The sequence below is a fragment of the Paenibacillus sp. FW104-T2 genome (genome assembly GCF_058789975.1).
In genome coordinates, this window is sequence record NZ_JBYTCE010000006.1 from 124,981 (window position 1) to 150,313 (window position 25,333).

A 25,333-nucleotide genomic window follows, 5' to 3' on the forward strand; every position below is an offset into this window, starting at 1 on the left:
ATAGTTACAGGGATAAGTGTGATTTATTGGTGGGTAAACAAAATATCAAAAGAATAAGTAATGTCCCCTTAAAAAATTTATTAACTCATAAACTTGGTATTATAAAAAACCGTTGTTCTTATTAAATAGGAACAACGGTTACTTTTTTTAAGGAAAAGAATATTTCCTAGCTTTAATTCTTCCTTCCTTCTGTCTAGGTCATCATTACTCATTGAACTAACCTGCCCGTTAGTTGAACAAAAGCAGCCAATCATATTGATCAGCTGCTTCCTTGGTTTTATTGAGCTCTCGTTTCTACGTTAGTTGAATGCTAAATACAAGACGGGTCCCTGCTTTCATTATTACGGCTTGACCGTTTCGTTAATCTTCTCGAAATACGGGGACAGCTTGGAGGCTAGTTGCTCAAATTGCTGCTGCTCTTTTTGGGTCAATTTCTCCTCATGACTGACCCCATTTTCATCAGTAATCTTCAGCTTTAATACCATTAACTGCTTGGTCAGTTCCATATATTCTTTAAACTCATCTTCCGTGAGCTTGCCTTTTGCTGCATGAAGCATCCCTTCAATCTCTTGATAGTCTTCTTGTGTACCGCCTTTCTGTTCAATGGTCGAAGAAGAACCAAAAATATCATCGGCCAAATAGGAGGCTGCAAATGCAGCTGACGGAATGAGGATTGCTACTGCAGCAATACCTGTGAGTATACGTTTTTTCATTGGAGATCTACCTCTCTTCTCATTTAAATAGTTTTGATAGGACTGTCGTACACGTCCATACAACTCGGGTGGGCAGTGCATCGAATCCGCCACCTGGCGAAGTTCATCACTCAACTCTTTGTCAATGGACATACACGTCTCCTCCTGTCATTTCATATCGTTTCCGGAGTTCTTTCCGTGCTAGATGATGCCTGGATTTAACTGTGCCAACGGGGATCTGCAACATGTCCGCAATTTCTTCCAAGGTATAATCGTGAAAATAGCGCAGGATGACGACTACACGTAGTTTGTACGATAACTGCCGGACAAGGCTAAAGAGCTCATGCTGCGTTTCGGACTGCAAGACTACTTTGTCCGTCCAGTCGAACTGTTGTTCACAAGTCATCTGGCGATTTCGTTCAAAAAGGCGAATTCGCCTCCAGGTCTTTCTTTTCCAATCCTGTACAAGATGGACAGTGATCCCGTGCAACCAAAACCGGAATGGTCGGTTAGGGTCGTATTTCTCATATGACCGCCACATGTGCATGTAAACTTCATTCACAATTTCCTCTATGTCCTGTTTGTTGTAGACGAGAAAAGCAACGGTCCGATAGACATCTTGGTGAGTCGCCTGATAGACTAGCTGGAAAGCTGACTCATCACCAAGTATTGCTTTTTCAAGCCACTGAATTAACTCTTTATCATTCATGGGGGCCCCTCCTGAACGTGATACATATCTTAATTCGCTCCCGTGCCGGAAAAGGTTCAGTAGAAGAAAAAACTTTTTCAATAGCCCTTTGTATTAGCTTTTCTTAGTCAAAGCTGTTCCTCTGTAGTAATAAGGGGTATATGGAAGAGACAACGGGGCTGTGTAAATAGTTTCTCAATAAAAAAACAGTCGATCCTAATGACCAACTGCCTCTCTATTTATATTAAGCTAAAGTTTCCACTACAGATTCAACCACGTTTTCCGTCTGTCCAGAAGCAGCACTTGATAAATTTTTGTGTTTTTCTCCCCAGATTTTCATTTCCATAATGATCGGCACTAAGGTGCGTCCGAATTCCGATAGCGAGTATTCCACTTTGGGAGGAACTTGCGGGTACACCTCACGGTGCACGATCCCGTCTTCTTCAAGCTCTCGAAGCTGCAGCGTCAGCATTCTCTGCGTAATAGTCGGACATATTCTGCGAAACTCGTTAAATCGTACAGGGCCTTCAATCATATGATACAAAAGTACACCCTTCCACTTGCCGCCAATGACATCCAACGTATACTCGACGGGACAACCTTCTTCATTCGGGCATTGGCCGTATCCCGATTTGCGGTCACGCATGTATTTATCCTCCTCTATTAACAGTATACAAATTGATACTACATCACACTATTGTGCGTACTATTCACGATAGTCAATATACGTTATATTACAACCAGAAAGCAATAAGTGATGTACATTCAAGGAGGAAACGACCATGTCAAACCGACAAATGAAAGCCATCGGCTTGCTGAAGTATTTGCCCATTAATCACCCCGAGAGCTTGCTGGACGTTATGATGGATGTACCTGAACCTACAGGGAGAGACTTGCTGATCCGAGTCAAAGCCATTTCTGTTAATCCCGTCGACGTCAAAGTGCGCGCTCCCAAAAATCGGACCGAAAACACGCCAAAGGTTCTCGGTTGGGATGTTGCAGGTATCGTTGAGCAAGCCGGACCGGAATCTTCACTGTTTAAACCCGGCGATGAAGTGTATTATGCCGGCAGCATTGACCGTCCTGGTGGGAATAGCGAATTTCACCTCGTTGATGAGAGAATCGTCGGTTTTAAACCAGCAATACTGGAATTTGCGCATGCTGCCGCTCTGCCGTTAACCGCCATCACCGCTTGGGAAGGATTATTTGATCGTTTGGATGTGCCTGCTGCCACCAAGCGCAACGAAGGTAAAACCATTTTGATCATCGGGGCAGCAGGTGGTGTTGGTTCTATTGCGACACAACTGGCCAAACACGCTGGTTTGACTGTCATCGGCACAGCTTCACGTCCGGAATCTGCTGAGTGGGCTAAAAACATGGGAGCTGACCACATCATCAATCATTACGAAGCATTTCTCCCTCAGCTCAAAGCACTAGGTTTAGAATATGTTGACTATATTTTCTGCTTGAACAGTACGGAGAAGCATTGGGTCAATATGGCTGAAGCCATTGCTCCCCAAGGGAAAATCTGCTCCATTGTGGAGACGGATGAGCTGCTCGATCTGACCTTATTGAAAAACAAAAGCGTCACTTTTGCCTGGGAGCTGATGTTCACCAGACCATTATTCCAGACTTCGGATATGATTGAACAGCACAGCCTGTTAAACGAAGTTTCCCGTATGATTGATGAAGGCCGCTTACGAACTACGGTTGCCCAGATCCTCTCTCCCATCAATGCAGCCAATTTGCGTAAAGCCCATGCCATACTGGAAGAAGGACGTATGACAGGTAAACTCGTGATTGAGAACTTCAAGTAACAAATATTTTATTTGTATGATTATTCTCTCCGTTAGTTAAACAAAAGCAGCCGAGCACTGTGATCAGCTGCTTTCTTGATTATATTGAGCTATCGTTTCCCATTAGAATCATTTCATTGGTTTTGCAATGCAATCATTTTCTCTTTTGTTAATTCTCCACTGTCAATTTCTATAAAGGTATCATCGTGGACACATCACAGAAGAACGTTGAATGATACATCATTGTCTATGGCCTGATGATGTTACCTTTACACCACTCATATTGGCGCCGTGCTGGACGATTATCACGTCTTGTCCAACGATAGTAGCTAATGGATTTCCTTTGTAATGTACAGAAGCTAAAGTTTTACCGCTATTCGTATCTAAAGCGATCTGTTTTCCATTATTCAAACTGACATATGCAACACCATCACGGTTTGCGAATGACCAATCCACTACTGGAGCATCAAAGGTGTAAGTTTTATCAGGCTCGTCACCGGAACGAACATCCACTGGAAAACGTGAAATCACGGCTTGCTTTTGCTCGTCATCGTACCTTCCAATGACGTAAAAGTAATCTCCATCCGAAACAACATCAGATGCACTTTGCATTTCCACAAAATCTACCGGGATATACGACCGGGTGACCTTTACGGTTCCGTCGCTTAAACGAATTTCATCAATATTTGCAGCATAGCCAGCATCAATGCCGTTTGATTCATCGCGTGAATATAACGTTTGACCGTCTGAGTAAAGAATATCCTGATGATTCCCATCGGTTAGTGTCCATTTTACTTTGCCGCTCTTTGCCTCAATTCCTTGTAATCCGCTCGTCGTCAAAGCACCTGAGATGGTAGTCGACACCACAAGCATATCTCCGGTTTGAAGAACCTTGAATCCGTCATTGTTGCTTTTTGTTTTCCACTTTACCTTTCCGTTGGAAGCATGGTATGCCGTCAATCCGTATTCATCCCCGACGTAGATCACTCCATTGGCCAGATGCAGGCTCAAGTTCGAATAACGTTCTCCCTTTTTGAGGCTTACTTGCGTTTGGACTTTCCATTGCAGCTTGCCTGATTTGGCATTCAGCTTCAGGAGCTGTCCCTTTGCATCCGTAAACCATACCGATTGACCATCCGTTACCGTCTGGGATACTGCCGAAGCTTGAACTGTCCAGCGGGTCTTGCCAGCAAGAGCATCAAACGCAATATACGTATTGCCAACGGTATAATAGAGATCATTCTTCAATAATGTGGCCCTCGTATTTACTTTATTCGGATTTCCTACTGTTTTGGTCCAAAACGGTTTCAGATTTATAGATGTTTGACTAACTGCTGATGCGGCTGATACATGGCTTATGCCAATCTCATAAAATGCAGAAGCTGACGATAAAAATAGTGCTGCTGCAATACTAGTTTTAACAAGTCTAGATAACGTTTGCTTTGTAGTTACTTTCATTATACTTTTCCTCCAGTTCATTTTAGATTGAATAAGAGACCATTATTCAGGCTGTAAATCCATGATCGCCCCAAACATTTGGGATGCTGTGGTGAAGCAAATGAACGAACATAGCTCGGCAATCTCCGTCTCTGAAAACTCTTGTTTTAACACATCAAATGTCGCCTGATTAATGGACGAGCGATGGTTCAGAAACAGCTCGGCAAACCCCACCGCAAGACTAATCTTTGAATCTTTTTGGTCCAATACAGCCTTTCCTTTAGCCTGACAGTACTTACATCCATTACCGAATGCGAGCGAGCGGCGAACTTGTTCTTTTAAATCACCATCTAATTCACCATCTTGATAGAAAGCTTGTTCAAGTTTGTTCCAGTTCTTTAGAATCTGTTCATTGTGACCCAACAATTGCTGAAACGGGGTTTCACCTGTGCTGGAGTAAGATATCCTTGGCAAGTCTCTCACCTCCTATTTCGATTTTAAGCATTCTCAAGCGCAAACGCCTTGAAACGTACGATGTGGCTGTCGGGAATATCGCATTCTTGCTTTAAATAATGTTCTATGCTCTCATATCTGCCGAGAATATCCTGAAGCACATCCTCTAGATAATCACGCCTCACCTCCAGCATAGGCTTGATTCTTTCAGAAGGCACACGATATAAACTCATCAGACGAATCATTTTTTCTGCTTTTTTCATACGTGGCCCGATTCGTACATTGGAATACAAGTAATCTTTCATTACGTTTTCGTACGGAACATTTAGAAGAAGCTGAATAATTGCTGCCAAAAATCCGGTTCGGTCCTTCCCCCCAGTACAGTGAATAAGAACAGGAAGATTTCCTTCTTTAGCTAGCAACCCAAATAGCTCTTTGAGCGTTGACTGAGCATTCGTCCCCATATGACGGTACATGTCCTTCATCGTTATCTCGAAATCAAGCCTGTCTCCATGAAAAATCAGATGATTCATAAACTCAAGGCGCGTGAAGGCCTGACTCTGATCCTGCAACGTCAAATTTGCAATGGGTGTTCCCTTGTTCAGCATGCGGCTTTTGTTTGACCTTTGCTCTGTTTCAGTCCTCAAATCACAGATTAGTTGGAGACCGAGCTGTTCGAACCTTGCCATGTCTCCTTTCGAAAGTTTCGACAATTCATCCGAACGAAATAGTATGCCTTTTCTTACTCTCTTTCCATCGGTTGTAGCATAACCTCCAAAATCCCTGAAATTATACAATCCGTCGAAGTAAGACAGGGAGATGGGATCTAGATTCTTGTTCTTCATATGGTTCCTTCTTTCTGATCATCCAAAACTTTCTAGTTGTATATGAGCATTTCCGGTTGAAACTTAACAATAATATTAGTTTGACTTGTTAGTTTTGTAAAGAACTTATCGTTCATAAATATAATTTAATAATGGATTCAAGGATTGACACACCCTCTTACTGAACGCTATGATGATCCTGTGACCTATTAGTTTTTAATAAAACCATTTGGTTTATAGGAACTTCTGCTCCTTGGAGCAGGTTGAAGCCGGCTCAACTTGATCCTGAACATTTCAAAAGAAAGCAGGTTTACGTATATGTCTCATCGTTCTTTGAGTACCGAAGCTCGCAAGGAAGCTTTCTTTTCGCTTCTTCCCTACCTTCCGCCGTTATTTGCGATTGTCATAGGAACTTTTATGGTGATCTTGGATAGCACCGCTGTCAACGTAGCTCTCCCAACCTGGGTAATCGAATTCGGTGTATCACTTCAGACCATGCAATGGGCAGTTACCGCCTACACTTTGGCGCTCTCGGCAGTCATCCCCTTGGCTGGATGGCTATCGGACAAACTGGGTGCCAAGAGAGTGTTCCTCACTTCCATCGCATTCTTTACGCTTGGCTCCATTCTTTGTGCATTCGCACAAACGCCTGGACAATTGATTTTGTTTCGGATCGTTCAAGGGCTCGGGGGAGGCATGGTTTCCCCCATTGGGATGGCTATGGTTTACCGCCTGGCACCACCGGACAAACGCGGATCTATTATTGGCATGTTAGGCATTCCGATGCTGCTCGCTCCCGCCCTCGGACCCGTATTATCCGGCTGGTTAGTAGAGTATGTGAGCTGGCATTGGATTTTCTGGATCAACCTGCCGATCGGATTAATGGGAATATGGATCGGAATGAAACACTTACCCGCCTTCCAAGCCCAAGGCAATCCATCATTGGATATCGTGGGATTGGTTCTCGGACCAACTGCTTTTGCCTGCCTGACGTACGGTTTCAGTGAAGCCGGCATGGGCCTCGCTCCTTCACGTGCCTTCTTAGGCTTGTCTGTCGGTGCTGTTTTGCTTGTACTTTTCGTGATTTCGTGTTTGTTACAGCGACAGCCTCTCCTCGAATTGCTCGTATTTCGATCCGCTCCATTCACATTCGGAATTCTGACATCTTGGATTATGCAAACAGCACTATTCGGCACCGTGCTGCTGTTCCCGTTGCTCCTCCAGCAATTCAAACAACTCGGTCCGCTGGATACAGGCCTGCATCTGCTGCCTCAAGCGGTCGGTTCCATGATCTTCATGCCGCTTGCGGGTAAATGGTTCGACCGAACGGGAGTACGACCGCCTCTGACATTAGGGATGCTTCTAATTTCCGGAGGGCTGTGCACGATGGCACTGGTTGGCACGAGGCAGGAACCAGCCTTTATTATGATGATTCTGTTTGCTCTCGGTTCTGGTATGGGCCTGTCCATGATGTCACTCAATACTTATGTATTGAATGCAACGCCCCCTCGAATGGTCAGCCGGGTTACCCCGCTTACGAGTGCTTCCCAGAAGGTGGTTTCATCATTTGCCATCGCTGGCTTCACAGGATACCTTTCGTCGCATATCACAACCAATATGGAAGGCAACATACCTACGACTGAAGCTTCAATCGCCGCCTTCAGTGACACGTTCTGGATGGCTGCATGCATTGCGGGAGCGGGACTTGTGCTCGGTTTATTTTTGAAAAAGACGCAGACACCCATGAAAGAAAATATCTCCATGAGCGAGATCCAAAGAAAGGATACATCCACATGATCAAATTTCTCTTCGATCCGAAAACTCCCGTTATGGTAACTGCGCTTGCGCTGCTTGCTGCCATGACTGCAGTCTGGTTTTCTCCATCGGAATTTCCCATCCATTTTATGAATGGACATGCGGACAGGTTTGTTAGCAAATGGTTAGGCCTATTCTCCTCTCCAGGCATCATGCTGCTTTTGCTCGGGATCTTCTTTTTTGCTCGTCGAATATTGGTTATACTTATGCAAGGAGGTTGGAAAGGAATAACGCCCGATATCCGTAATGAGTGATAAGGAGAATTAGCATGAGTTTATTGAAAGAAAAGATCATCCAATCCGCCGTCCGTCTTTTCATGGAGAAGGGCTACAGAGCTACGTCCATTCAGGATATCGCTGACGATTGCAGCATCGCCAAAGGCTCCTTGTACAAGTTCTTCGGATCCAAGGAGGATTTGTTTATCTGCATTTTAAAGCAACGACAGCAATATATGATGGATGAGGTAGAGCGAATTCGAAAACTTGCATTACCCCGTAGGGAAACCTATCTGGCCGAGATTACAAGTTTATTTCAATTTTTTAGCCGTCACGGCTATTACATTTCCCGGGACTATACTGAATTCCCCCCGGCAAGCAGTGACAATGTCTATACCCTCATTCAGCAAATCCAGATTCAGATGTTCAATTATTATGAGAACCTGTTATCAAGACAGTATGGTTCAGCCATCTCACATTGGAAGTGGGATGTGACCTCCCTGTTCAGTGGTCTAGTTCGTGAATATACCTTTCATCTGTTATTCGCCTTCAAACCGATCCATATCGAGAAACTGGCCACCTTTATCGCGGAACGTATGGATGATTTGGTTGAGGGATTGGTTAAGACCTCTCCGCAGGCAATATTGACAACCGAGCTTATGAAGGAATATGAGGCGGTAGATTTGGAATCCCTTGTTCCAACAAACTCGGCAAGAATATCTTCATTACTTCATACCATACAGTCGATCATCCCTGAGCTGTATGTCCCGAATGCCAGAAAAAGTGAATTAGAGCAAGTGGCAAAATTACTGGAGGAAGAGATGACCAAGGAAGTGCCGCGGGCCTTTCTGATTCAAGCATTGCTGCGCGACTTGTCCGTCGAACCTGAGTTGTCCACCCATGCAGACCAGCTGCAGCAGCGGTTAGGTGAAATTCGCCAAGAGAATACACCAAAATAATCAAGTCAAATGATAAGCCCGGAAGCTACAGGACTGTTCTAGCTTATGGGCTTATTTCATTGTGCTGGCCTTTTCAGTAAGGAAAGTAAATGGAAATCAGTGTACCCTTAGCCTTACGATTCACCCAGACGATTCCGTTATGCTTCTCAACCGCGCCTTTCACGATGGAAAGTCCCAATCCGGACCCTCCGTCATTGCGGCGAGCCCGGTCTCCGCGTACAAACGGATCGAATACCGTTTCCAGTAAGTCTGCCGATATCCCTGGGCCATCATCACCCACGGTCAGAAGCAAGCCTTCCTTCCTTTCATCCAAGGAAAGCCAGGCATGAGCTCCGTGCGCATTGTACTTTAAGGCATTCGCGAGCAAATTATGAATAATTCTTCTTATTAAGCCTTCATGGAAATGAAACAAGACCGGTTTATCAGGTATCGTAATATCCAAATGAATGCCTTTCCGCTCAAAGGAATCATACAGATCGGCTGCTTCCGTGCGGCATATCTCCGCAAGATCGCCTTTCATACGTTCAAAAGAGAATGATGCGTTTTCGAGCTTGGTCAGCTCCAACAGGTCATTAACGAGAGCACCAATAAAAAGGGCTTTCCGGTGAATGTGCCCCGCATATTTTTTGCGCTGAAGATCGTCCTGTTCCAGTCCTAAACGCAAGACCTCCGCATATCCCTGAATGGTGGTAACAGGTGTCTTCAAGTCGTGAGAAATATCCATAAACATGCGTGTACGGTCATTTTCCAGCCGCCGCTTGTCCTCGTGCGCTTGCTTCAGCCTGGTCGTCATCCGGTTGAAATTCATCTGAATTTCCATCAGTTCCTTATTAGCCTTGATTTGGAGGTGTTCCCCTTGCTCCTCTTCAGAGACTTCCGCCAGTCTATTCGAGACCGCTTGGAGTGGAAGGGTTATCTTTCTGGCGGTAATCCAGCTGTATAACCAGAGAATGAGAGAAAACGCTGCAGCAAACACAACCAATCCAGTCACAATAAGTTTGACAAAATACGCGGTCTGTTCCCGATCTGTTCTGACCATTCTGCTTTCCTTCATGATCATTCCACCGGGTATGGCCACTAGCAAATGATACTTTTCTCCCGTTTTGATCAATTGAGGTGCAATGGAGTAATAGCCTGAATCGGAAGACTCGTAGAACAGACTTAGCAGTTCTTCTTCCGTATAACTTTTAGGATATTCTGCATCTGTACGTCCCCGATAAAAAACGACACGGTTATTTTCATCCAGAACCTGCACATAACCACCAAAAGACGCTACGGTATCATAGGGAATATCCTCCCAATGCTCCCGAACCAAATTATCCGCCTCCACCATAGGCAAGGTTCGGTTCATGTATTCATCCCGGGCACCGTACATAGCGCTGTACACCAGATAACAGATTAGAGCAAAAATGATGGTAAACCAGACATAATTGATCATCAGGCTCGAATGCATGCTGCGCGTTCTCATACGCTGCTCTCCTGGCTAACCAATTTGTATCCCAGTCCCTTAATGGTCCGGAGATAGCGCGGATGCTTGGGATCATCCTCCAGCTTGTCCCTAAGTCTGCTGATCTGTACCATAACGGTATTACTATCTTCAAGGTAAGGCTCGTTCCATACCGCTTCATAGATTTGTTTCTTGGTATAGATTCGTCCCGGAGCACTCATGAACAGATTTAACAGCTTATACTCTAACGGCCCGAGCACAATGCTCTGATTCTCTCGGTACAGCATGCAGGACTCATGATCCAGCTGTAATGAACCACATATGCTTCGCGCAGGCTTGATTTCAGCAACCGGTTGAGCGCCAAGGAGGTCATAATACCTCCGCAGCTGTGCTTGAATGCGCGCCACGACTTCAATCGGGCTAAAAGGCTTCGCTATAAAATCATCCGCGCCCAGTCCAAGTCCTGTCACCTTGTCTACATCCCCGGTTTTGGCCGAAACAATGATGACTGGCAGCCTCAGCTTCTCGCGAATACGGCTAATTAACTGATAGCCATCCATTCTAGGCATCATGATATCGATTAGTGCAAGGTCTATATGCTCCTTCTGAAGGAGGGACCAGGCTTCCTCCCCATTGCCGGCTTCCCTCACAGCATAATTCTCCTTTTCAAGGAAAATTCTCAGCAGTTCCACAATCTCCTCTTCGTCGTCTACGATCAAGATCGTGCGTGTCATGTTTAGGTTTGGGTTATGATTCATTTCTGCCTTTCCTCCAAGCTGACCATTTCTCCTACCATTACTATACATGCTTAATATCGGTCGAGGTTCTCTACAATCCAATTGTAAGGATAATGTAAGATTGGCTACAGGGTCTTTACAGTTACATGTAGTAATCTTTAAATTATAATACATAATTTAGGAGGCTTTATGCGAGATATTGAAATGCTGCTTTTCATTGTGAATACACTTCTGCTCTTCATTTGTGCATTCCTTCGTCTCCCCAAAAGGGTCCTGCTGCAAACGAGCGGTGCCGGAATTTCGGTGTTATGTGGAGGAATCCAGATCCTTGTTGAAGGCTACCGCTGGCAAAATATTCCCTTGTACGGATCAGCTCTAATTATCGGCTTAATGGCTCTCCAGTCGTATAGAGCTGGAAGATCAGATCAATCGATCCAAAAACCATCTGTCTCTAAGACAAAATCGCCGTTGAAACAAGCTGTGGTCATTCTGCTCCTGGCGGTCCATACCGGCATTGCAGCCCTCTTGCCAATCATCCTGCCGGTCTTTGCCTTCTCAGAACCAACTGGCTCCTTTCCAGTAGGAACGACCACGCTCTTCATGGAAGACGTAACGAGAAGCGAACCAGCAACAGACAACCCAGATGATCATCGAAAGCTCATGGTTCAGATATGGTACCCTGCTGAAAGTGCTTCGGAGGCACCAAATGCAGATTATATCGAGAATGTGCCTGTCATGTTATCCGGTCTTCGGGAAGCCCTGTCTATGCCGCCTTTTTTACTGTCTCAACTTCGCTATGTAAAAACACATGCGTATACAGATGCCAAAATATCATCTGCGCAGGAACGCTTTCCGCTGCTGTTGTTTTCTCCAGGTCTAACCGGGTTTCGTAACCAAAATACATTTCAGGTGGAAGAGCTGGCCAGCCAGGGGTACATCGTCGTCGGCATTGATCATCCTTACGATGCAGCAGCCGTTATATATCCTGATCAATCAACGGCTCTGCTCAAATTGGAAGGTTTATCGGGCTTTGAAGATTATAAAGCGAAGACCCGCTATTGGGTGGATGACACCAAATTTGTTCTCGATCATATCCAGGCCATGTCCTCGTCAGCACAGTCTGGAATTCTCTCAGGAAAAGTGGATATGGATCGAATCGGGGTGTTCGGCCATTCGTTCGGCGGTGCAACAGCAGCCCAGATGCTGATGAAGGATTCACGAATCCAAGCGGCTATGAATATGGACGGAGTCCTTTACGGCGAGCCCGTTCCCGAGCATGGCTTCGATAAGCCGTATTTGCAGATGAATGCAGCTCAAAGCATCGATTACGAATGGTTTGCACAATCTCTGGATCAAGCCGTTTCATCTTCCGATCATGACCGGGACCATTATGAACGATTCTGGGCCGAGTCTCAGGAAAGACGAAAAAAAGCGGCTATGGGAAAAGATTCTTACTTCTACGTTTTCGACCATGCCAACCATATGAGTTTTACGGACTTTTATCTATTCTCTCCACTACTGCCGCCAAGTGGGGCCGAGCCAAGACGTATACAGACATCCATTAATGAACTGTCGATCGCTTTCTTTGATAAATATCTGAAAGGAAAACAGGAAATCAACATGGAAACCATCGTGAGAGATCGGAGCAACGTTACTCTGCAAAAGCCTTAATTCGGAGAAGTGTTCTGGGAATGACGTAATGGACCACCCCAATTGCTAGATGATGTCTAACAATTGGGATACAGTCCACTTTCAACGAGTAACTTCAAATAATGGACATAAGCTTAAAGTACCCATGTCAGAGCACAAAAAACTCAATTCCATTCCGACGCTAAAACCCCCATTATATACGTATCGTGAAATTCTCCCTCAAAAAAAGCATGTTTCCTTAACTTCCCTTCCACACTAAATCCCACTTTCTTATACAAACCAATAGCTCGTTCATTAACACCTCTTGTAGTTAAGTAGATTTTATTTAAACGCAGCTGCTTAAAGCCAATGTCAAGCATTTGCTTCATAGCAGGTTCTCCATAACCTTGTCCACGAGATTCTGGAGCTAACAAGATACCAATACTTGCTCTGCCATGTTCAAGTTCTATATTTTGAAGAAAAACCCATCCAATGAGACGCTTTTCTTCATTTTTTATAGCTAATAAAAGATCTCCGTCTTGTCGTTTTTCCTCTACTTGATTCACAGTTTGCTCATAGGTCAATGGAGTTCTTCCAACCATGGAAATCGAAACGGAGTCATTCAACCAGTGATGCAGCTCTTTAATGTAATCTGTTTCAAAAGCATGTAGAGTTACTTGTTTATCGCTCATTTTTCTTCCTCTTTTCATTAAATTAGTTTTAGTAAATATAAATTGACTTAATCCACGTATTTATTTTTTTCATTATATACTTCAAAGAAATGACTGAAAGGGTCATATTTGTTATCTATTTCCGACTTTTTTTCATGTAGTGATATAGCTAATGATGCTAAAATCAAGATACAAGCACACATAGAGATTAAACTCAATAAGCCCCACACGATAATCATACAAGTACCTCCTAAACTTTTTATACATATTGATAAAAGTTTAGATTATGGAAAGCGTTTCAGAGCAAGCGCAAAAAATTTGAAAGGAGAACAAATGGCAAACATAAGAGATATCGCAAAAATGGCCGGCGTCTCAATTACAACCGTATCCCGTGTAATTAATAATCAGCCGTATGTAAGCTTAGAAAAAATAGAAGCGGTTAGACGAGCTATTGAGATAAGCAAATATGAAAAAAACATAAATGCCGTCCATTTAAGTAAAGGAAAAACCTTTCTTATCGGTGTTGCCATCCCATTTTTTAATCATCCATTTTTTGCTTTAATCGTCGAGGGTATCGCAAACGAGGCATTGAATTCTAACTATAAGATGGTTCTGTTCCAGACTAATTATGAAGAAAATAGGGAAATTGAAGCCTTAGATATGTTAAAACAAAAGCAAATAGACGCTTTGATCATATGTTCCAGAATTTGCAAATGGGATGTTATAGATACCTATTTAGATTATGGTCCAATCATCTTCTGTGAAAATACGGGAGACAGAAAAGTTTCTTCAGTATATATGGATCACTATAAAAGTTTCTCCAAGGGATTAGAGTACTTGTATTCTAAAGGTCATAGAAATATAGGCATTTGCGTGGGGAGAAAAGCGGGAACGAACGGTGTGCAAAGGATAACAGCCTATAGGGATTTTTTTAAAAAGCTCAACGAACCATTTGAAACTGAATATATTTTCTCAGACAATTATGATTTCGAGAATGGGCAGGAGATTGTTGAAAAATTAATAAATATGAATAATCCTCCCTCAGCTTTATTAGTTTCAAACGACCAAGTAGCTGCAGGAATAGTTACATGCAGTAAGGAAAAGGGAATTTCAATACCGGATGATCTGGCAGTTATAGGGTTTGACAATCAACCAATTGCTAAAATTATGAATATTACTACAATTGAAATACCTCTAGTGGAAATGGGAAGAAAGTTATTACTTCGGGCAATTAGTGATGAAGTTCTTTCATGCGAAGAAATAGCAGTTAAATTAGTTGAACGACTCACAGTATAGTTAAAAAACTTTGGCAGTTCCCTCCAACCTGCTTTTGTGGCTAGTTCCAAGCAATCAACAAATACACCAACTCAAAATGCTTCAAAACTAACTTTTATTACCGCAAAAAAATAAGCAGCCTGCTAATTCGCAGACTGCTCGTAGCTTTTCAACTAAAGTTTCCCGTTAGCAGAATACTTAATTCTTCATCCAATCATTGAAATGATCTGCAACAAATCGAATCTCGCTCTCATAGTGAGCCAAGTGTCCTTCATCCACCATTTTTTGAAAGGCCAAATTCCCTTCGGCAGCACCATTCCTCAACGTATCACACATCGTTGTCAATCGTTGGATAATCCACTGACATAGTTCATTAGGGATGGGAATTCCATATGATTCGAAAAACAGATGGATTCGTCGACTTCGCTCTCTAGAGTGCAAATCTGTTTCGTATACCACCGTTTTTTCAGAGGTATGGTTAGGCTGGAAGCTGGCAAGTGGAACCGATGTATAAAGGGTATACGCAATGTCCCACATGCGGGGACCGGGGCCAGCCATGTCAAAATCAATCAGCGCTGCAGGATTCTCATTTCGAAAGACAACGTTATACAGCGCAGCGTCATTATGGCATATCACTTCGTGCTCACGCTCGTCGACATAACTAAGCTGCCACTCGCCATTAGCCAAGAGAGTTGATCCTTCAGTCGCATCATGAAAACGGCGTAAAAGACATGCTAAACCCACAAGCGTTTCATCTGACCACATGTAAGGTTTAAGTTCAGGGTACTCGTTTCCTGGGACTTCCCCAGGAATGAATGATAATATTTCACGGTCAGAGTCGTCGGTTCCGAGAAATCTTGGTGCTCCCTCAAATCCTTGCTTCTCTAAATATTTGAGCAGCTCATGAACACTCGGACTCCAATAACCAGTGGGACGGAGAACCATATTCTCCTTTCGTATAATGTGATTCACATTCCCACCCTTCAATACTTCCTCCTGAGTCACGTTGTCTCCCCCTTTTTATTATTTTTTTCAAAGCCACCACGCTTAGATGAGATTTGGTTGAATACCTTTTTATTCTTTATATCTTTTAAGGAACCTTCTATATAGGCAGAGTACTTCAAAACATTCATTTTCACCTTATTCACTAACATCCTCGTTCATTGACATTAATCCGAATTCGGAATAAAATACTTATTAATTTCAATCCGAATTCGGATTATATCCAAGGAGACTTGTTATGAGTAACGATGGTCGTAATGAAATACGCCGCTTGATGATTGCAGTAAACCGAATTGATGAGCTTTACTACCGGGCACTGCGCTCACTCAAAGTTAAAGACAACACATTCGTATTGTTCTATGCAATTTCTGATGGAATGTCCCACTCCCAGAAACGAATCTGCGAAGAATGGCTTATCCCGCGTACGACATTAAACACGATAGTGAAAGAATGTATACATATGGGTTACATTCAACTTGTTTCTCAAGGGAACAAAGAAAAAGAAATTGTTTTAACGGACAGCGGAAAAGCTTTTGCTGCAAGTATATTAACGCCAATTTTTGCCGCGGAGGAAAAAGCGATGGAGCCGCTTTTGGGAAAGGATCTCGTTGAACAGTTGGAATGTTTTACGGAACGACTACAATTGGAATTTCAGCAAATGAAGGAGTAGATCATTGTGAAAGCAAACCTCGAACCAAACGTTACTTTGGAACTGGCCAAAAAATCGGATCTGCCAGAATTCAGAAAAAAATTGCAGGAAGCCTTTGCTATTGTCGTCACTGAAGCATTTGGAGATGCTGATCACGGGCCGATTCCATCGGATCACGATGTTCAGCAGTCTTTTGATGCTCCTGGAGCAGTCGTATATCATATTCTTCAAGAGGATCAGAAGGTCGGTGGGGCCGTACTGCGTATTAACAGCAAAACAAACCATAATTACCTAGATTTGTTCTACGTATCTCCGGAACATCACAGCCAAGGAATTGGACTTTCTGCTTGGAAAGCCATTGAAGCAAAGTATCCGGAAACTGTACGTTGGGAAACCGGAACACCCTATTTCGAAAAACGAAATATCCATTTCTATGTGAATAAATGTGGATTCCAAATTGTAGAGTTCTACAATAAGTATCACCCTGAACCGCACATGCATCGCAATGAATGCGAAGATAACAAACCCCTATTGGGGGATGAGGACTTTTTCCGATTTGAAAAGGTTATGAACAAGGATTAAACAACTGTTCTTGTTAAATTAACTTGCCCGTTAGTTAAACAAAAGCAGCCGATCACTAAGGTCGGCTGTTTCTCGATTTAGACGCAGTACTACTCATATTCTACAGAACTAACTGTATGGGTTAAGAATCGCGAGAATCTGATGATCCTCCCATTTTCCATTAATATGAACATTCTGTCGAGCAATGCCTTCTTTTTGAAAGCCAGCCTTCTCCAGCACTCGAATTGAAGCGATATTATGCGTCATGGCCCCTGCTTCAATTCGATGTAATTTTAATGTATTGAAGCCATAGTCAACGACTAACCGAACAGCCTCAGTCGTATAGCCTCTACCGTTACTTTTTTGATCTAAGTCGTATCCGATATATGCACTTTGAAGAGGGCCCCGCATCACGTGGAAAAGGCTTACCGTCCCCACTAACATATTATCGGTGTTTGTAAAGATTCCAAAATTATATGCTTGGTCATTTTTTCGATCTTCGGCCTGCTTTTGGATACGCTTGAGCTGTCCTTCCATCGTATAAAAGTCGTCGGTGCGTGTCGGTGCGTAGCTTTCAAAAAAATCACGGTTTTCTATCTGCAACTGGAGTAGTCCAGCAGCATCATCGACGGAAATTTCCCTAATATGTATGTTGACGCTTCTCAAAGTAAGCCACTCCTCTTATAAATAGTTGTGTAAATGATTGAGCGCTTGAGCTTAGCTGTTAATCTAGCAATAAAAGTAATGTAAATGATAGCATATGTACTTTTCAATCTCAAAAATGTAACCTCGTCGAATCTAAAACGATTCCGTTAGTTGAATAAGAACTAATGATCCTCTTGACCGGTTGCCCTTGTTGGTTATATCGAGCTAATGCCTTTTTCTTCGGCTTCCACCAAGGCAAACGATTAGTTATGCCCCCCATGCACCAACAAACGCTGCTTACTCCACTCCATCCATATAATGTAGTAGTATGAACTATATACATTACAAAAGGGAGAACGTTCACTCTATGGAATTTAATATATTTATAGTTGAAGATGATCAGGCATTATTCGAAGCGCTAAAAACAGGACTGGAAGCATGGGCGTTTCGGGTTACGAAACCGGATGATTTTAATGAGGTCATGCGTTCGTTTCTTGATCAAGAGCCTCATCTGGTAATTATGGATATCACGCTGCCTAAATTTGACGGTTTTCATTGGTGTAGGGAAATTCGTTCTGTATCCGAAGTACCCATCATTTTCTTATCCTCCCGCGATCACCCGTTAGATATGGTAATGGCGCTTAATATGGGTGCGGATGATTTTATCCAGAAGCCTTTTCATACGAATGTACTGTATGCCAAGATTCAAGCGGTTCTTCGACGGACGTACGCTTATGGGGAAACCCAGGCGGATACACTCGAATGGAACGGTGCCTTAATTGATTTAAAGCGAGGGATTATCCGAAAATCAGCCGCGGAAGCAGATTTGACCAAAAACGAATTATTTTTGCTGATTTCGCTGGTGAAGTCCAACAATTCCGTCATTTCACGTCATGATCTGATTCGTAAGCTATGGGAGGATGAACAGTTTGTAAATGATAATACACTTACAACCAATATCACCCGTTTGCGACAGAAGTTAGACCCGCTTGGACTTTCAGACGCTATTGTGACAAAGAAAGGGATGGGTTATATGGCAGTGACTTTATAGGAGGAAATACATGATATGTTCGTACGTTACGTTAGTTCAAAAAAAAGTTGGATTCTGCTGTTCATCAGCTTGCTTGGTGTGACTGATCTGCTTATCATTTTCGATCAGGGAGTAAGTGTTACACCCACCTCTTTCATATATTTAAATGCGCTTTATATTATTGTGTTTGTTGTATTTTTCATTTGGCGGTACAGGAAAGAAACCAGGTATCTGGAAGCAGTTGCTAAACTACAGAACGACATGCAAACTAACTGGTTTGAGAGTCTCCCTCAACCTGATAATGAATTAGATCAGATAACGGACAACGTATTAAGAGAGGCCTCATCCCATTTCAAAAAACTGCTTTCTCAAGTGAAAGAAGCCCAACTGATTGAGAATGATTTTACCGCCTCCTGGATTCATGAAATCAAGACTCCTCTTACCGCTATGAAGCTAATTATGGACGCGCATAGTAACCCGGATATAAGTAAAATTGAAACAGAGTGGCTGCGGATTCATCTGCTTGTTGAACGGCAGCTGTACATGACACGCCTTCCTGCGCTGGAATCGGACTACGTCCTTGAACGGCTGTCTGTACACCGTCTCGCTATAGAAGAAATCCAGGAGTTGGCTCCCTGGTGTATGGAGAAAAATCTGGCAGTCAACATGGAAGGCAATGATGCCGCTGTTGTTACAGACCGCAAATGGTGCCGCTTCATCATCAGACAGATCCTGACCAACGCCATCAAATATAGTCCTTCCGGTACGTCAATAACGTTCAGAACAGCGGTTACGGAACAAGAGAATGTCTATCTGGACATCATTGATGAGGGCCCGGGTATTCAGCCGCATGACTTGCCGCGTATATTTGATAAAGGTTTTACCGGCGGGAATGGAAGGATTCATAATGCCGCTACTGGACTCGGCCTCTATCTTGCCCAAACTGTTGCAGCCAAGATAGGAATTACACTTCAAGTCCACTCCAGCCAGTCGCAAGGTACAACAATGCGGTTGACTTTTACAGATTCTAATGCATTTGAGACCGTTAGAAGAGGACAAGTGGACCATATCCCGTTATGAACAGCCAAGGTAAACTTGGTTGTTTTTTTGTTAACCTGACGAATTCGTCACCTTCCGCTTCAACTCGTCACCCAAAGCGTGCGACACCAAGGATATTTGCACGTAAACTTAACCTATAAACACATATGGGAGGTTCATCATGAATGAAAAAAATGAACAAGATACAGTCTTGCACGCCCGCAATGTTCAAAAAGCGTATGGCTCGAGGGGCAGTACCCAACATGTTTTGAGAGGCATTGATTTACGCGTACTGCGTAAAGAGTTCGTCGGTATCATGGGTCCCTCTGGTTCCGGTAAAACCACTCTGCTAAATGTACTTGCGACAATTGATCGAACGACTGACGGTACAATATTCATTGATAATGAAGATATATCCGCCATGACAAACGCTGCCCTTTCCGCGTTCCGCCGTAACAAGCTTGGCTTCATCTTCCAGGATTACAATCTTCTTGATACGTTGACGGTAAAGGAAAATATCCTTCTGCCGGTATCACTTAGCAAGCTAAGCAAGAAGCAGGCGGAGAGAGAATTTGCAGCGATTGCAGACGTACTGGGCATTCGGGAATTGTCGGAGAAATACCCATTCGAGATATCAGGAGGGCAAAAACAGCGCACTGCAGCCGGACGGGCTTTGATCCATCAGCCATCTATCATCTTTGCAGACGAACCGACGGGGGCCCTAGATTCGAAATCCGCATCATCGCTGTTGTCCGTAATGGATGAGGTGAACCGAACCAGAGAGGTCACCATTATCATGGTCACACACGATCCGGTGGCGTCCAGCTATTGTAACCGCGTGGTCTTTCTAAAAGACGGGAAGATTTATTCCGAACTGTACCGGGGGGAGAAATCCAGACAGTCGTTTTTCAAGGAAATCATTGATGTGCAGGCTGTACTAGGGGGCGATAATATTGACGGTATTTGATCTGGCATTCCGAAGTATGCGGCAAAATGTGAAGCATTACTATCTGTATTTCTTCGCACTCATTTTCAGCATGAGCCTGTTCTTCATCTTTGCATCTCTCAAGTATGATCAGCAGGTACAGAATATGCTGGATTCAAGTGTGAACTTCACTACAGCCTTCCAGTCTGCAGCGGTCCTGCTTATGGTAATCATAGGGGTCTTCGCTGTTTCTTCTAACAGCATATTCTTACGAAGACGCAGCCGGGAATTTGGATTATATCAGCTCATAGGGCTTTCCAAAGGTTGGATTATCCGTTATTTGCTCCTTGAGAATATCCTGCTGGGTTTGGGTGCTTTGATAACAGGGATTATCTGCGGAGCACTCGTATCCCGTCTGTTTGTCCTGATCTTAATGAATCTGCTCAACTTGAACGGTCTGCCTTCGATAGACTTCTCTGTACTGGCAGCGTTAGAAACAGCCGTAGTGTTTATTCTCGTCATCGTTATTACTTCTATTCAGATGATAGTAATGATCAATCGCAGAACCCTGCTCGGCTTATTCCAGGCAGATAAACAGCCTGATCTTATCAGCAAGCGGCCCTCTATTTTTACGGCTATAATCGCTGTACTTGGTGTTATATTGATTGGCTACGGGTATCAGTTATCGGGCCATATGGTAGATGAACAATTAGTGTTTAATGCAATGCTGGTAATGGCATCTACCATAATAGGAACCTATATCTTATTTAGGGTGACGATCAGATGGTGTCTCTACTGGTTCCGCAAACGTAAAAAAGGACATCTGGGCTTGTACAACAGTCTATCGCTTGCTCCGCTTATGCACCGCATGAAGGCCAATGCCAACTCGCTTACATTAATAACTGTGCTGTCGGCTTTAACCCTTACACTTGTTACCATGGCGTATTCTATCTACTACTCTGTTGAGCAAACCACCCGCAATGATTATCCATATGATTTCGCAATTGAGAATAACCCGCGGGATTCAGATGCATTTACAGCCGAGCTGGAGAGCAAAGGGATTAACTACAACCACTATACCATCAATACGTTCCGGACTAACGGTGTTGTTCTGGATCCGTTAACTGAATCCGGTTTTAGAGAAGGCATGCTATTATGGCTGTCGGCAGAACAGTTGCAAAAATCCGGCAGAGATGTCTCTATACCTGACTATGGCGAGGTAATAGAATATAATGCTTCTGCTCTGAGCGCATATGATGACATTGATCTCACCAAACGTTATCCAACTATGATTGAACTCCGCTCAGAAACACAGACCAAAAGTTATCCCTTGAATGAAATATTGCTGGAGAATATCGTGAACGCCGGAATATCAGGCAGACAAATGTTAGTATCTGAAGCCACCCTGGAAGAGATCGAGAGAAGAATGTCCAATATGGACGGCTTTGAACGGGTTGAGATAGATACATTTCTAGTCCCGGACAATAAGGAACTTGCACTGGCTTCCTCTCTCTATCAGAAATATAATACGGACGAATATTATTCGGCAGACTTTTATTCCCGCTACACAAGTTTGCTCCAGCAATCCGGATTATTAATTTTTATAGCTGCCTTTCTGGGACTTGCCTTTCTTGCTTCAACCGGCAGTATTCTCTACTTTAAACAGATGAGCGAAGCCGAGCAGGAAAAACAGAGCTTTAGAACTTTGCGTCAGCTTGGTTTTGATGAAAAGATGATCATGAAAGGCATCTTGCGAAAGCAAATGCTGGTGTTTTTGCTACCGCTGTTCATTGGGATACTGCATTCAGTCTATGCAGTCAAGGCAAGTTACTTCATAACTCTTTCGGATGATACCATCCCTGCGATGATTTCGATGGGAGCTTATGCCTCCATCTACTTCCTGTTCGCTTTCTTCACGCTTGGGTATTACAAAAAAATCGTCCAGAACGCTATGTTATAACAACGACTACGGGGAGGTAATGTAGCATGAAAAAAACCGTTATTTTTATTCTGACCGCAATGATTGTTTGCTCAGCCTTGTATTTAACATTCAAACGGGATTTTGATCAGTTCAATCCATTCTACGAGGAACAATATGTATACGCAGTAATCAATGAACCAGCCAAGAAGGAAGGTAAAAATGAATGGATTCGCTACAGATATAATCTGACAGGGTACACAGGCAAGGGAGAAAAGAAAAAGATCACTTTCTCCTCAAGCAAAGAACAGAAACCGGAAGGCTATGTCAAGGTGCTTGCCAAGGGAGCCTATACCAAAGAGTGGAGTTTAATAGAGGAGAAAATGATTCCCGGGAACGTTTTGAACCAGTTACGCTCCCATTGAGCACATGCCTGAACAGCAACTCCAAAGACAGCAAGTGATGCTGCTTTTGAGTTGCTCTTTTTTCGATTGTGAAATGAGCTGGCGACTGGCAGATAGGTATTTTGGATGTTCCACTCTATTCTTAAGCAGCATGGTTGCGAGATCAGGTTAAATTGTGCCCTTGCGCACAAAAAAATACGACCCACCCTTCATAAGAAAGGCAGGCCTTACTATTTTACTTCTTTGCCGTCTGAGCTTTTTTCAGTTTATCAGCAGCAGCTTGAGTACCTGATTGAATAGCAGCGGTTGCTTTGGCTAGTGATTTCTTCCCGTTTACTACCTGTGTCAGTTCTTTTAATAGAATCGAACGAAATTTTAATTCAAAATTGGGTGACTTTTCCATGAGGGCATAGCTTGTTATCGCTGAATCCAGATTAGGTCTTAATTTATAGAAAGCATCCAACTTGTAACCGGAGTACTCCTTCGTCATGCGAGATAGAGGAGCACCGATACTATTATTAGAACTCTTGGGTTTATAGTATTCGGCAACATAGTCATCTCCATTGAAGTATTTAATAAAATCCCAAGCGGCATCGACATGAGCTGCTCCCGCTGGAATCGCAAATATCTCATTAATGGAAACATTCCCTGTTGACTCTTGATTCTTAGAAGCCGCAGGACCGGCAGCAATACCGAGCTTAAAAGGTTTATAATTCTTCACACCACTTTTTGCTGCCTCTAAGGACTGCAATTGACTAATCGGTGCTACGATCATAGCTGATCGTCCCATAATAAACGAGCTGCTTTCCAAGTAACTTTTGCCCGACAGACTGACCCTTTCGTCAAGCACTCCGGACTTTGTTGCCTCGCTCGCCAGATGATAAGCATTTTTCCACGCAGCGGTATTCGCGCTAGCCTTTAGAGTATTCGGATTCATATACGTTAACCCTTCTGTTCTGGCGATATCCATAACCAAGTTGCTGGATCCAAAGGAGCTTAAGCCCCAGATACGGGAGTTCTTATCCCCTTTAGTAGGGAATTTTTGAGCAAGATTCAATATCTCTTTCCATGTCATTCCATCACTTGGTACTTTAACATTGTACTTTTTAAATAAATCAGCATTATACAGAAGAGCGTACGAATCTGCTTTTGGGCTTAACCCGTAAAGTTGGCCACCGCCTTGTTTCTTCAGTTCATCAAGCAAGCCAGGGTATATCGTTGTCGTGTCATACTTATCTCGCTTAATTAACGGTTCTAAATCGACCAGCTTCTTATCTGTAGACAGTTGTTTGTAATGGTATGGGGGCAGCATAACAAGATCCGGTGAGTACTTTTGGATAGCCCCATCATAATCCTTAATCGCTTCCATACCTGCAGGTGCAACCACTTCGATGTCTGTATTAGGGTACTTCTGACTAAACAAATTTCCATACGTCTGGTTGAAGTCGTCTTCGTTCCAGTACAACACTTTTAAAGTACGTTTCGTATCTGCCTCATTGTCTGAATTTGCAGAAGCTTGTTTACCTGTACTAAGGCCCGCTGAAATACCGATTAACATAACACTAAGACTAACAAGCATGGCCTTCTGTAAAAAATTGTGCTTCAAAAATAAAACCTCCACTCCATTTTTGTTCAAACGATTATTCGCTTGTGTTGAACTAAGTATAGAGGTGAAAGCTTATCATCGAACTACTGTACTTCTTATCATTTCCTTAATTAATACTGACGTTACTCAATGCATAAAAAAAATCGCTTATAATTATCTTGCTGCCTTCCAATGTAAGGTAGATACAGAATCAAGGAGGACCTATGGCGGAAAGTACGATTTTGATGGTGGATGACGAAGCGGAAATCATCCAATTAATGAGTATCTATTTCAATAACGAAGGCTACAAGCTCCTGCAAGCGTCGAATGGCGTGGAGGCACTGAAGATCCTGAATTCGCAACAAATCGATTTAATTGTACTTGATCTCATGATGCCCGAGATGGACGGGTTGCAAGTATGTATAAAAATACGAGAAACGAATCCTATACCCATCATCATGCTATCGGCTAAAGGCCAAGATATCGATAAAATATCAGGTCTCAGCATCGGCGCTGACGATTACGTAACCAAACCATTCAACCCACTCGAGCTGATCGCACGTATCAAGTCACAGCTTCGAAGGATGAACCAGTTCAACGCCATTGCGGCTAACGCGAACGAAATACACATCGAAAATGTTACCATTAATATTGCGTCCCATACGGTAAAGGTCGATCAGCAGGAAATTAAGTTAACTCCCCGCCAGTTCGCACTCCTTCATATGTTGGCAGTTAATAGAGGGACGGTGCTTAGTATGGATCGTATCTATGAAGAGGTCTGGAACGAGCCCTTTATGGAGTCAAAAAATAGCGTTATGGTACATATCCGAAAGCTCCGTGAGAAGATAGAATCTAACCCACGCGAACCGCGAATCATCAAAACCGTATGGGGAATTGGATACAAAATAGAAAGTGATGAAAAAGCAAGGGGTGAGTAA

At 43.3% G+C, this 25,333-nt stretch carries 27 protein-coding genes; 14 read left to right on the forward strand and 13 right to left on the reverse strand.

The features are described from left to right. Positions 1 to 341 precede the first annotated feature (341 nt). From AC3WQ3_RS09960 to AC3WQ3_RS09970, 3 genes are all read right to left on the reverse strand, one after another. Positions 342 to 845 (reverse strand): DUF3600 domain-containing protein, encoded by a 504-nt coding sequence (locus tag AC3WQ3_RS09960; RefSeq protein ID WP_492472143.1) that lies wholly within the window; start codon positions 843 to 845, stop codon positions 342 to 344. Next, positions 835 to 1,401, reverse strand: coding sequence for a sigma-70 family RNA polymerase sigma factor (locus AC3WQ3_RS09965; RefSeq protein WP_492472144.1), 567 nt, complete (start codon positions 1,399 to 1,401; stop codon positions 835 to 837). Before AC3WQ3_RS09965 ends, AC3WQ3_RS09960 begins: the two co-directional genes overlap by 11 nt. A gap of 223 nt (positions 1,402 to 1,624) precedes the next feature. After that, on the reverse strand, positions 1,625 to 2,026 hold the full coding sequence (locus AC3WQ3_RS09970) for a winged helix-turn-helix transcriptional regulator (protein WP_492472145.1): 402 nt from the start codon (positions 2,024 to 2,026) through the stop codon (positions 1,625 to 1,627). Positions 2,027 to 2,162: 136 nt separating this feature from the next. Here AC3WQ3_RS09970 and AC3WQ3_RS09975 point away from each other — a divergent pair, with 136 nt between their 5' ends. Beyond that, a complete protein-coding gene (locus tag AC3WQ3_RS09975) occupies positions 2,163 to 3,197 on the forward strand; it encodes a zinc-binding alcohol dehydrogenase family protein (protein WP_492472146.1) in 1,035 nt (344 codons plus the stop codon). A gap of 219 nt (positions 3,198 to 3,416) precedes the next feature. Here AC3WQ3_RS09975 and AC3WQ3_RS09980 read toward each other — a convergent pair whose 3' ends face one another. From AC3WQ3_RS09980 to AC3WQ3_RS09990, 3 genes are read right to left on the reverse strand one after another with little or no spacing between them, the layout of a single operon-like run. Further along, entirely contained in the window at positions 3,417 to 4,634 is a 1,218-nt protein-coding gene (locus AC3WQ3_RS09980; protein WP_492472147.1) for an outer membrane protein assembly factor BamB family protein, read from the reverse strand. Between the two features lie 42 nt (positions 4,635 to 4,676). Further along, on the reverse strand, positions 4,677 to 5,087 hold the full coding sequence (locus AC3WQ3_RS09985) for a carboxymuconolactone decarboxylase family protein (protein ID WP_492472148.1): 411 nt from the start codon (positions 5,085 to 5,087) through the stop codon (positions 4,677 to 4,679). Positions 5,088 to 5,110: 23 nt separating this feature from the next. Then, entirely contained in the window at positions 5,111 to 5,911 is an 801-nt protein-coding gene (locus AC3WQ3_RS09990; RefSeq protein WP_492472149.1) for a tyrosine-protein phosphatase, read from the reverse strand. A gap of 297 nt (positions 5,912 to 6,208) precedes the next feature. Here AC3WQ3_RS09990 and AC3WQ3_RS09995 point away from each other — a divergent pair, with 297 nt between their 5' ends. From AC3WQ3_RS09995 to AC3WQ3_RS10005, 3 genes are read left to right on the forward strand one after another with little or no spacing between them, the layout of a single operon-like run. Continuing rightward, positions 6,209 to 7,687 carry an MDR family MFS transporter gene (locus tag AC3WQ3_RS09995; protein WP_492472150.1) on the forward strand — a complete coding sequence of 493 codons (1,479 nt, stop codon included), beginning with the start codon at positions 6,209 to 6,211 and terminating at the stop codon, positions 7,685 to 7,687. Continuing rightward, complete coding sequence (locus AC3WQ3_RS10000) at positions 7,684 to 7,959, forward strand: DUF1648 domain-containing protein (RefSeq protein WP_492472151.1); 276 nt, start codon at positions 7,684 to 7,686, stop codon at positions 7,957 to 7,959. Before AC3WQ3_RS09995 ends, AC3WQ3_RS10000 begins: the two co-directional genes overlap by 4 nt. Before the next feature lie 14 nt (positions 7,960 to 7,973). Beyond that, on the forward strand, positions 7,974 to 8,879 hold the full coding sequence (locus AC3WQ3_RS10005; protein WP_492472152.1) for a TetR/AcrR family transcriptional regulator: 906 nt from the start codon (positions 7,974 to 7,976) through the stop codon (positions 8,877 to 8,879). A 73-nt stretch (positions 8,880 to 8,952) separates the two neighbouring features. Here AC3WQ3_RS10005 and AC3WQ3_RS10010 read toward each other — a convergent pair whose 3' ends face one another. Next, complete coding sequence (locus AC3WQ3_RS10010; RefSeq protein WP_492472153.1) at positions 8,953 to 10,347, reverse strand: sensor histidine kinase; 1,395 nt, start codon at positions 10,345 to 10,347, stop codon at positions 8,953 to 8,955. Further along, positions 10,344 to 11,060: a response regulator transcription factor gene (locus tag AC3WQ3_RS10015; protein WP_492472154.1), complete on the reverse strand. Its 717-nt coding sequence runs from the start codon at positions 11,058 to 11,060 to the stop codon at positions 10,344 to 10,346. Before AC3WQ3_RS10015 ends, AC3WQ3_RS10010 begins: the two co-directional genes overlap by 4 nt. Before the next feature lie 192 nt (positions 11,061 to 11,252). On the opposite strand from AC3WQ3_RS10015, the gene AC3WQ3_RS10020 reads away from it, so the two are divergent. Continuing rightward, a complete protein-coding gene (locus tag AC3WQ3_RS10020; RefSeq protein ID WP_492472155.1) occupies positions 11,253 to 12,734 on the forward strand; it encodes an alpha/beta hydrolase family protein in 1,482 nt (493 codons plus the stop codon). A 143-nt stretch (positions 12,735 to 12,877) separates the two neighbouring features. On the opposite strand, the gene AC3WQ3_RS10025 is transcribed toward AC3WQ3_RS10020, so the two are convergent. After that, entirely contained in the window at positions 12,878 to 13,384 is a 507-nt protein-coding gene (locus tag AC3WQ3_RS10025; RefSeq protein ID WP_492472156.1) for a GNAT family N-acetyltransferase, read from the reverse strand. Between the two features lie 47 nt (positions 13,385 to 13,431). Continuing rightward, entirely contained in the window at positions 13,432 to 13,602 is a 171-nt protein-coding gene (locus AC3WQ3_RS10030; protein WP_492472157.1) for a hypothetical protein, read from the reverse strand. Between the two features lie 94 nt (positions 13,603 to 13,696). On the opposite strand from AC3WQ3_RS10030, the gene AC3WQ3_RS10035 reads away from it, so the two are divergent. Beyond that, positions 13,697 to 14,659 carry a LacI family DNA-binding transcriptional regulator gene (locus AC3WQ3_RS10035; RefSeq protein ID WP_492472238.1) on the forward strand — a complete coding sequence of 321 codons (963 nt, stop codon included), beginning with the start codon at positions 13,697 to 13,699 and terminating at the stop codon, positions 14,657 to 14,659. Positions 14,660 to 14,836: 177 nt separating this feature from the next. Here AC3WQ3_RS10035 and AC3WQ3_RS10040 read toward each other — a convergent pair whose 3' ends face one another. Then, positions 14,837 to 15,643, reverse strand: coding sequence for an aminoglycoside phosphotransferase family protein (locus AC3WQ3_RS10040; RefSeq protein WP_492472158.1), 807 nt, complete (start codon positions 15,641 to 15,643; stop codon positions 14,837 to 14,839). Between the two features lie 235 nt (positions 15,644 to 15,878). Here AC3WQ3_RS10040 and AC3WQ3_RS10045 point away from each other — a divergent pair, with 235 nt between their 5' ends. Together AC3WQ3_RS10045 and AC3WQ3_RS10050 are read left to right on the forward strand one after the other, a co-directional pair. Beyond that, positions 15,879 to 16,310 carry a hypothetical protein gene (locus tag AC3WQ3_RS10045; protein WP_492472159.1) on the forward strand — a complete coding sequence of 144 codons (432 nt, stop codon included), beginning with the start codon at positions 15,879 to 15,881 and terminating at the stop codon, positions 16,308 to 16,310. Between the two features lie 6 nt (positions 16,311 to 16,316). Continuing rightward, complete coding sequence (locus AC3WQ3_RS10050; protein WP_492472160.1) at positions 16,317 to 16,871, forward strand: GNAT family N-acetyltransferase; 555 nt, start codon at positions 16,317 to 16,319, stop codon at positions 16,869 to 16,871. Positions 16,872 to 16,979: 108 nt separating this feature from the next. On the opposite strand, the gene AC3WQ3_RS10055 is transcribed toward AC3WQ3_RS10050, so the two are convergent. Then, on the reverse strand, positions 16,980 to 17,516 hold the full coding sequence (locus AC3WQ3_RS10055) for a GNAT family N-acetyltransferase (RefSeq protein WP_336781246.1): 537 nt from the start codon (positions 17,514 to 17,516) through the stop codon (positions 16,980 to 16,982). 346 nt (positions 17,517 to 17,862) lie between these two features. Between AC3WQ3_RS10055 and AC3WQ3_RS10060 the strand changes: the two genes are divergently transcribed. The 5 genes from AC3WQ3_RS10060 (at position 17,863) to AC3WQ3_RS10080 (ending at position 22,831) form a co-directional block, all read left to right on the forward strand. Further along, the gene (locus AC3WQ3_RS10060) at positions 17,863 to 18,546 is read left to right on the forward strand and encodes a response regulator transcription factor (RefSeq protein WP_336781247.1); all 684 of its coding nucleotides are present in this window, start codon (positions 17,863 to 17,865) and stop codon (positions 18,544 to 18,546) included. A gap of 15 nt (positions 18,547 to 18,561) precedes the next feature. Beyond that, entirely contained in the window at positions 18,562 to 19,605 is a 1,044-nt protein-coding gene (locus AC3WQ3_RS10065) for a sensor histidine kinase (protein ID WP_492472161.1), read from the forward strand. Positions 19,606 to 19,744: 139 nt separating this feature from the next. Continuing rightward, positions 19,745 to 20,530, forward strand: a complete 786-nt coding sequence (locus tag AC3WQ3_RS10070) for an ATP-binding cassette domain-containing protein (protein WP_154892764.1) — start codon at positions 19,745 to 19,747, stop codon at positions 20,528 to 20,530. Then, complete coding sequence (locus tag AC3WQ3_RS10075; protein ID WP_492472162.1) at positions 20,517 to 22,448, forward strand: FtsX-like permease family protein; 1,932 nt, start codon at positions 20,517 to 20,519, stop codon at positions 22,446 to 22,448. Before AC3WQ3_RS10070 ends, AC3WQ3_RS10075 begins: the two co-directional genes overlap by 14 nt. Before the next feature lie 26 nt (positions 22,449 to 22,474). Continuing rightward, positions 22,475 to 22,831 carry a YxeA family protein gene (locus AC3WQ3_RS10080; RefSeq protein ID WP_127538564.1) on the forward strand — a complete coding sequence of 119 codons (357 nt, stop codon included), beginning with the start codon at positions 22,475 to 22,477 and terminating at the stop codon, positions 22,829 to 22,831. A gap of 214 nt (positions 22,832 to 23,045) precedes the next feature. Here AC3WQ3_RS10080 and AC3WQ3_RS10085 read toward each other — a convergent pair whose 3' ends face one another. Further along, the gene (locus tag AC3WQ3_RS10085; protein WP_492472163.1) at positions 23,046 to 24,416 is read right to left on the reverse strand and encodes an ABC transporter substrate-binding protein; all 1,371 of its coding nucleotides are present in this window, start codon (positions 24,414 to 24,416) and stop codon (positions 23,046 to 23,048) included. 203 nt (positions 24,417 to 24,619) lie between these two features. On the opposite strand from AC3WQ3_RS10085, the gene AC3WQ3_RS10090 reads away from it, so the two are divergent. Next, the gene (locus AC3WQ3_RS10090; RefSeq protein ID WP_492472164.1) at positions 24,620 to 25,333 is read left to right on the forward strand and encodes a response regulator transcription factor; all 714 of its coding nucleotides are present in this window, start codon (positions 24,620 to 24,622) and stop codon (positions 25,331 to 25,333) included.

Bases quoted from the DNA above. Each gene is read 5' to 3' on its own strand.
- AC3WQ3_RS09960 (WP_492472143.1), bottom strand. From the start codon at position 845: ATGTCCATTGACAAAGAGTTGAGTGATGAACTTCGCCAGGTGGCGGAT.
- AC3WQ3_RS09965 (WP_492472144.1), bottom strand. From the start codon at position 1,401: ATGAATGATAAAGAGTTAATTCAGTGGCTTGAAAAAGCAATACTTGGT.
- AC3WQ3_RS09970 (WP_492472145.1), bottom strand. From the start codon at position 2,026: ATGCGTGACCGCAAATCGGGATACGGCCAATGCCCGAATGAAGAAGGT.
- AC3WQ3_RS09975 (WP_492472146.1), top strand. From the start codon at position 2,163: ATGTCAAACCGACAAATGAAAGCCATCGGCTTGCTGAAGTATTTGCCC.
- AC3WQ3_RS09980 (WP_492472147.1), bottom strand. From the start codon at position 4,634: ATGAAAGTAACTACAAAGCAAACGTTATCTAGACTTGTTAAAACTAGT.
- AC3WQ3_RS09990 (WP_492472149.1), bottom strand. From the start codon at position 5,911: ATGAAGAACAAGAATCTAGATCCCATCTCCCTGTCTTACTTCGACGGA.
- AC3WQ3_RS09995 (WP_492472150.1), top strand. From the start codon at position 6,209: ATGTCTCATCGTTCTTTGAGTACCGAAGCTCGCAAGGAAGCTTTCTTT.
- AC3WQ3_RS10000 (WP_492472151.1), top strand. From the start codon at position 7,684: ATGATCAAATTTCTCTTCGATCCGAAAACTCCCGTTATGGTAACTGCG.
- AC3WQ3_RS10005 (WP_492472152.1), top strand. From the start codon at position 7,974: ATGAGTTTATTGAAAGAAAAGATCATCCAATCCGCCGTCCGTCTTTTC.
- AC3WQ3_RS10010 (WP_492472153.1), bottom strand. From the start codon at position 10,347: ATGAGAACGCGCAGCATGCATTCGAGCCTGATGATCAATTATGTCTGG.
- AC3WQ3_RS10015 (WP_492472154.1), bottom strand. From the start codon at position 11,060: ATGACACGCACGATCTTGATCGTAGACGACGAAGAGGAGATTGTGGAA.
- AC3WQ3_RS10020 (WP_492472155.1), top strand. From the start codon at position 11,253: ATGCGAGATATTGAAATGCTGCTTTTCATTGTGAATACACTTCTGCTC.
- AC3WQ3_RS10025 (WP_492472156.1), bottom strand. From the start codon at position 13,384: ATGAGCGATAAACAAGTAACTCTACATGCTTTTGAAACAGATTACATT.
- AC3WQ3_RS10030 (WP_492472157.1), bottom strand. From the start codon at position 13,602: ATGATTATCGTGTGGGGCTTATTGAGTTTAATCTCTATGTGTGCTTGT.
- AC3WQ3_RS10035 (WP_492472238.1), top strand. From the start codon at position 13,697: ATGGCAAACATAAGAGATATCGCAAAAATGGCCGGCGTCTCAATTACA.
- AC3WQ3_RS10045 (WP_492472159.1), top strand. From the start codon at position 15,879: ATGAGTAACGATGGTCGTAATGAAATACGCCGCTTGATGATTGCAGTA.
- AC3WQ3_RS10060 (WP_336781247.1), top strand. From the start codon at position 17,863: ATGGAATTTAATATATTTATAGTTGAAGATGATCAGGCATTATTCGAA.
- AC3WQ3_RS10065 (WP_492472161.1), top strand. From the start codon at position 18,562: ATGTTCGTACGTTACGTTAGTTCAAAAAAAAGTTGGATTCTGCTGTTC.
- AC3WQ3_RS10070 (WP_154892764.1), top strand. From the start codon at position 19,745: ATGAATGAAAAAAATGAACAAGATACAGTCTTGCACGCCCGCAATGTT.
- AC3WQ3_RS10080 (WP_127538564.1), top strand. From the start codon at position 22,475: ATGAAAAAAACCGTTATTTTTATTCTGACCGCAATGATTGTTTGCTCA.
- AC3WQ3_RS10090 (WP_492472164.1), top strand. From the start codon at position 24,620: ATGGCGGAAAGTACGATTTTGATGGTGGATGACGAAGCGGAAATCATC.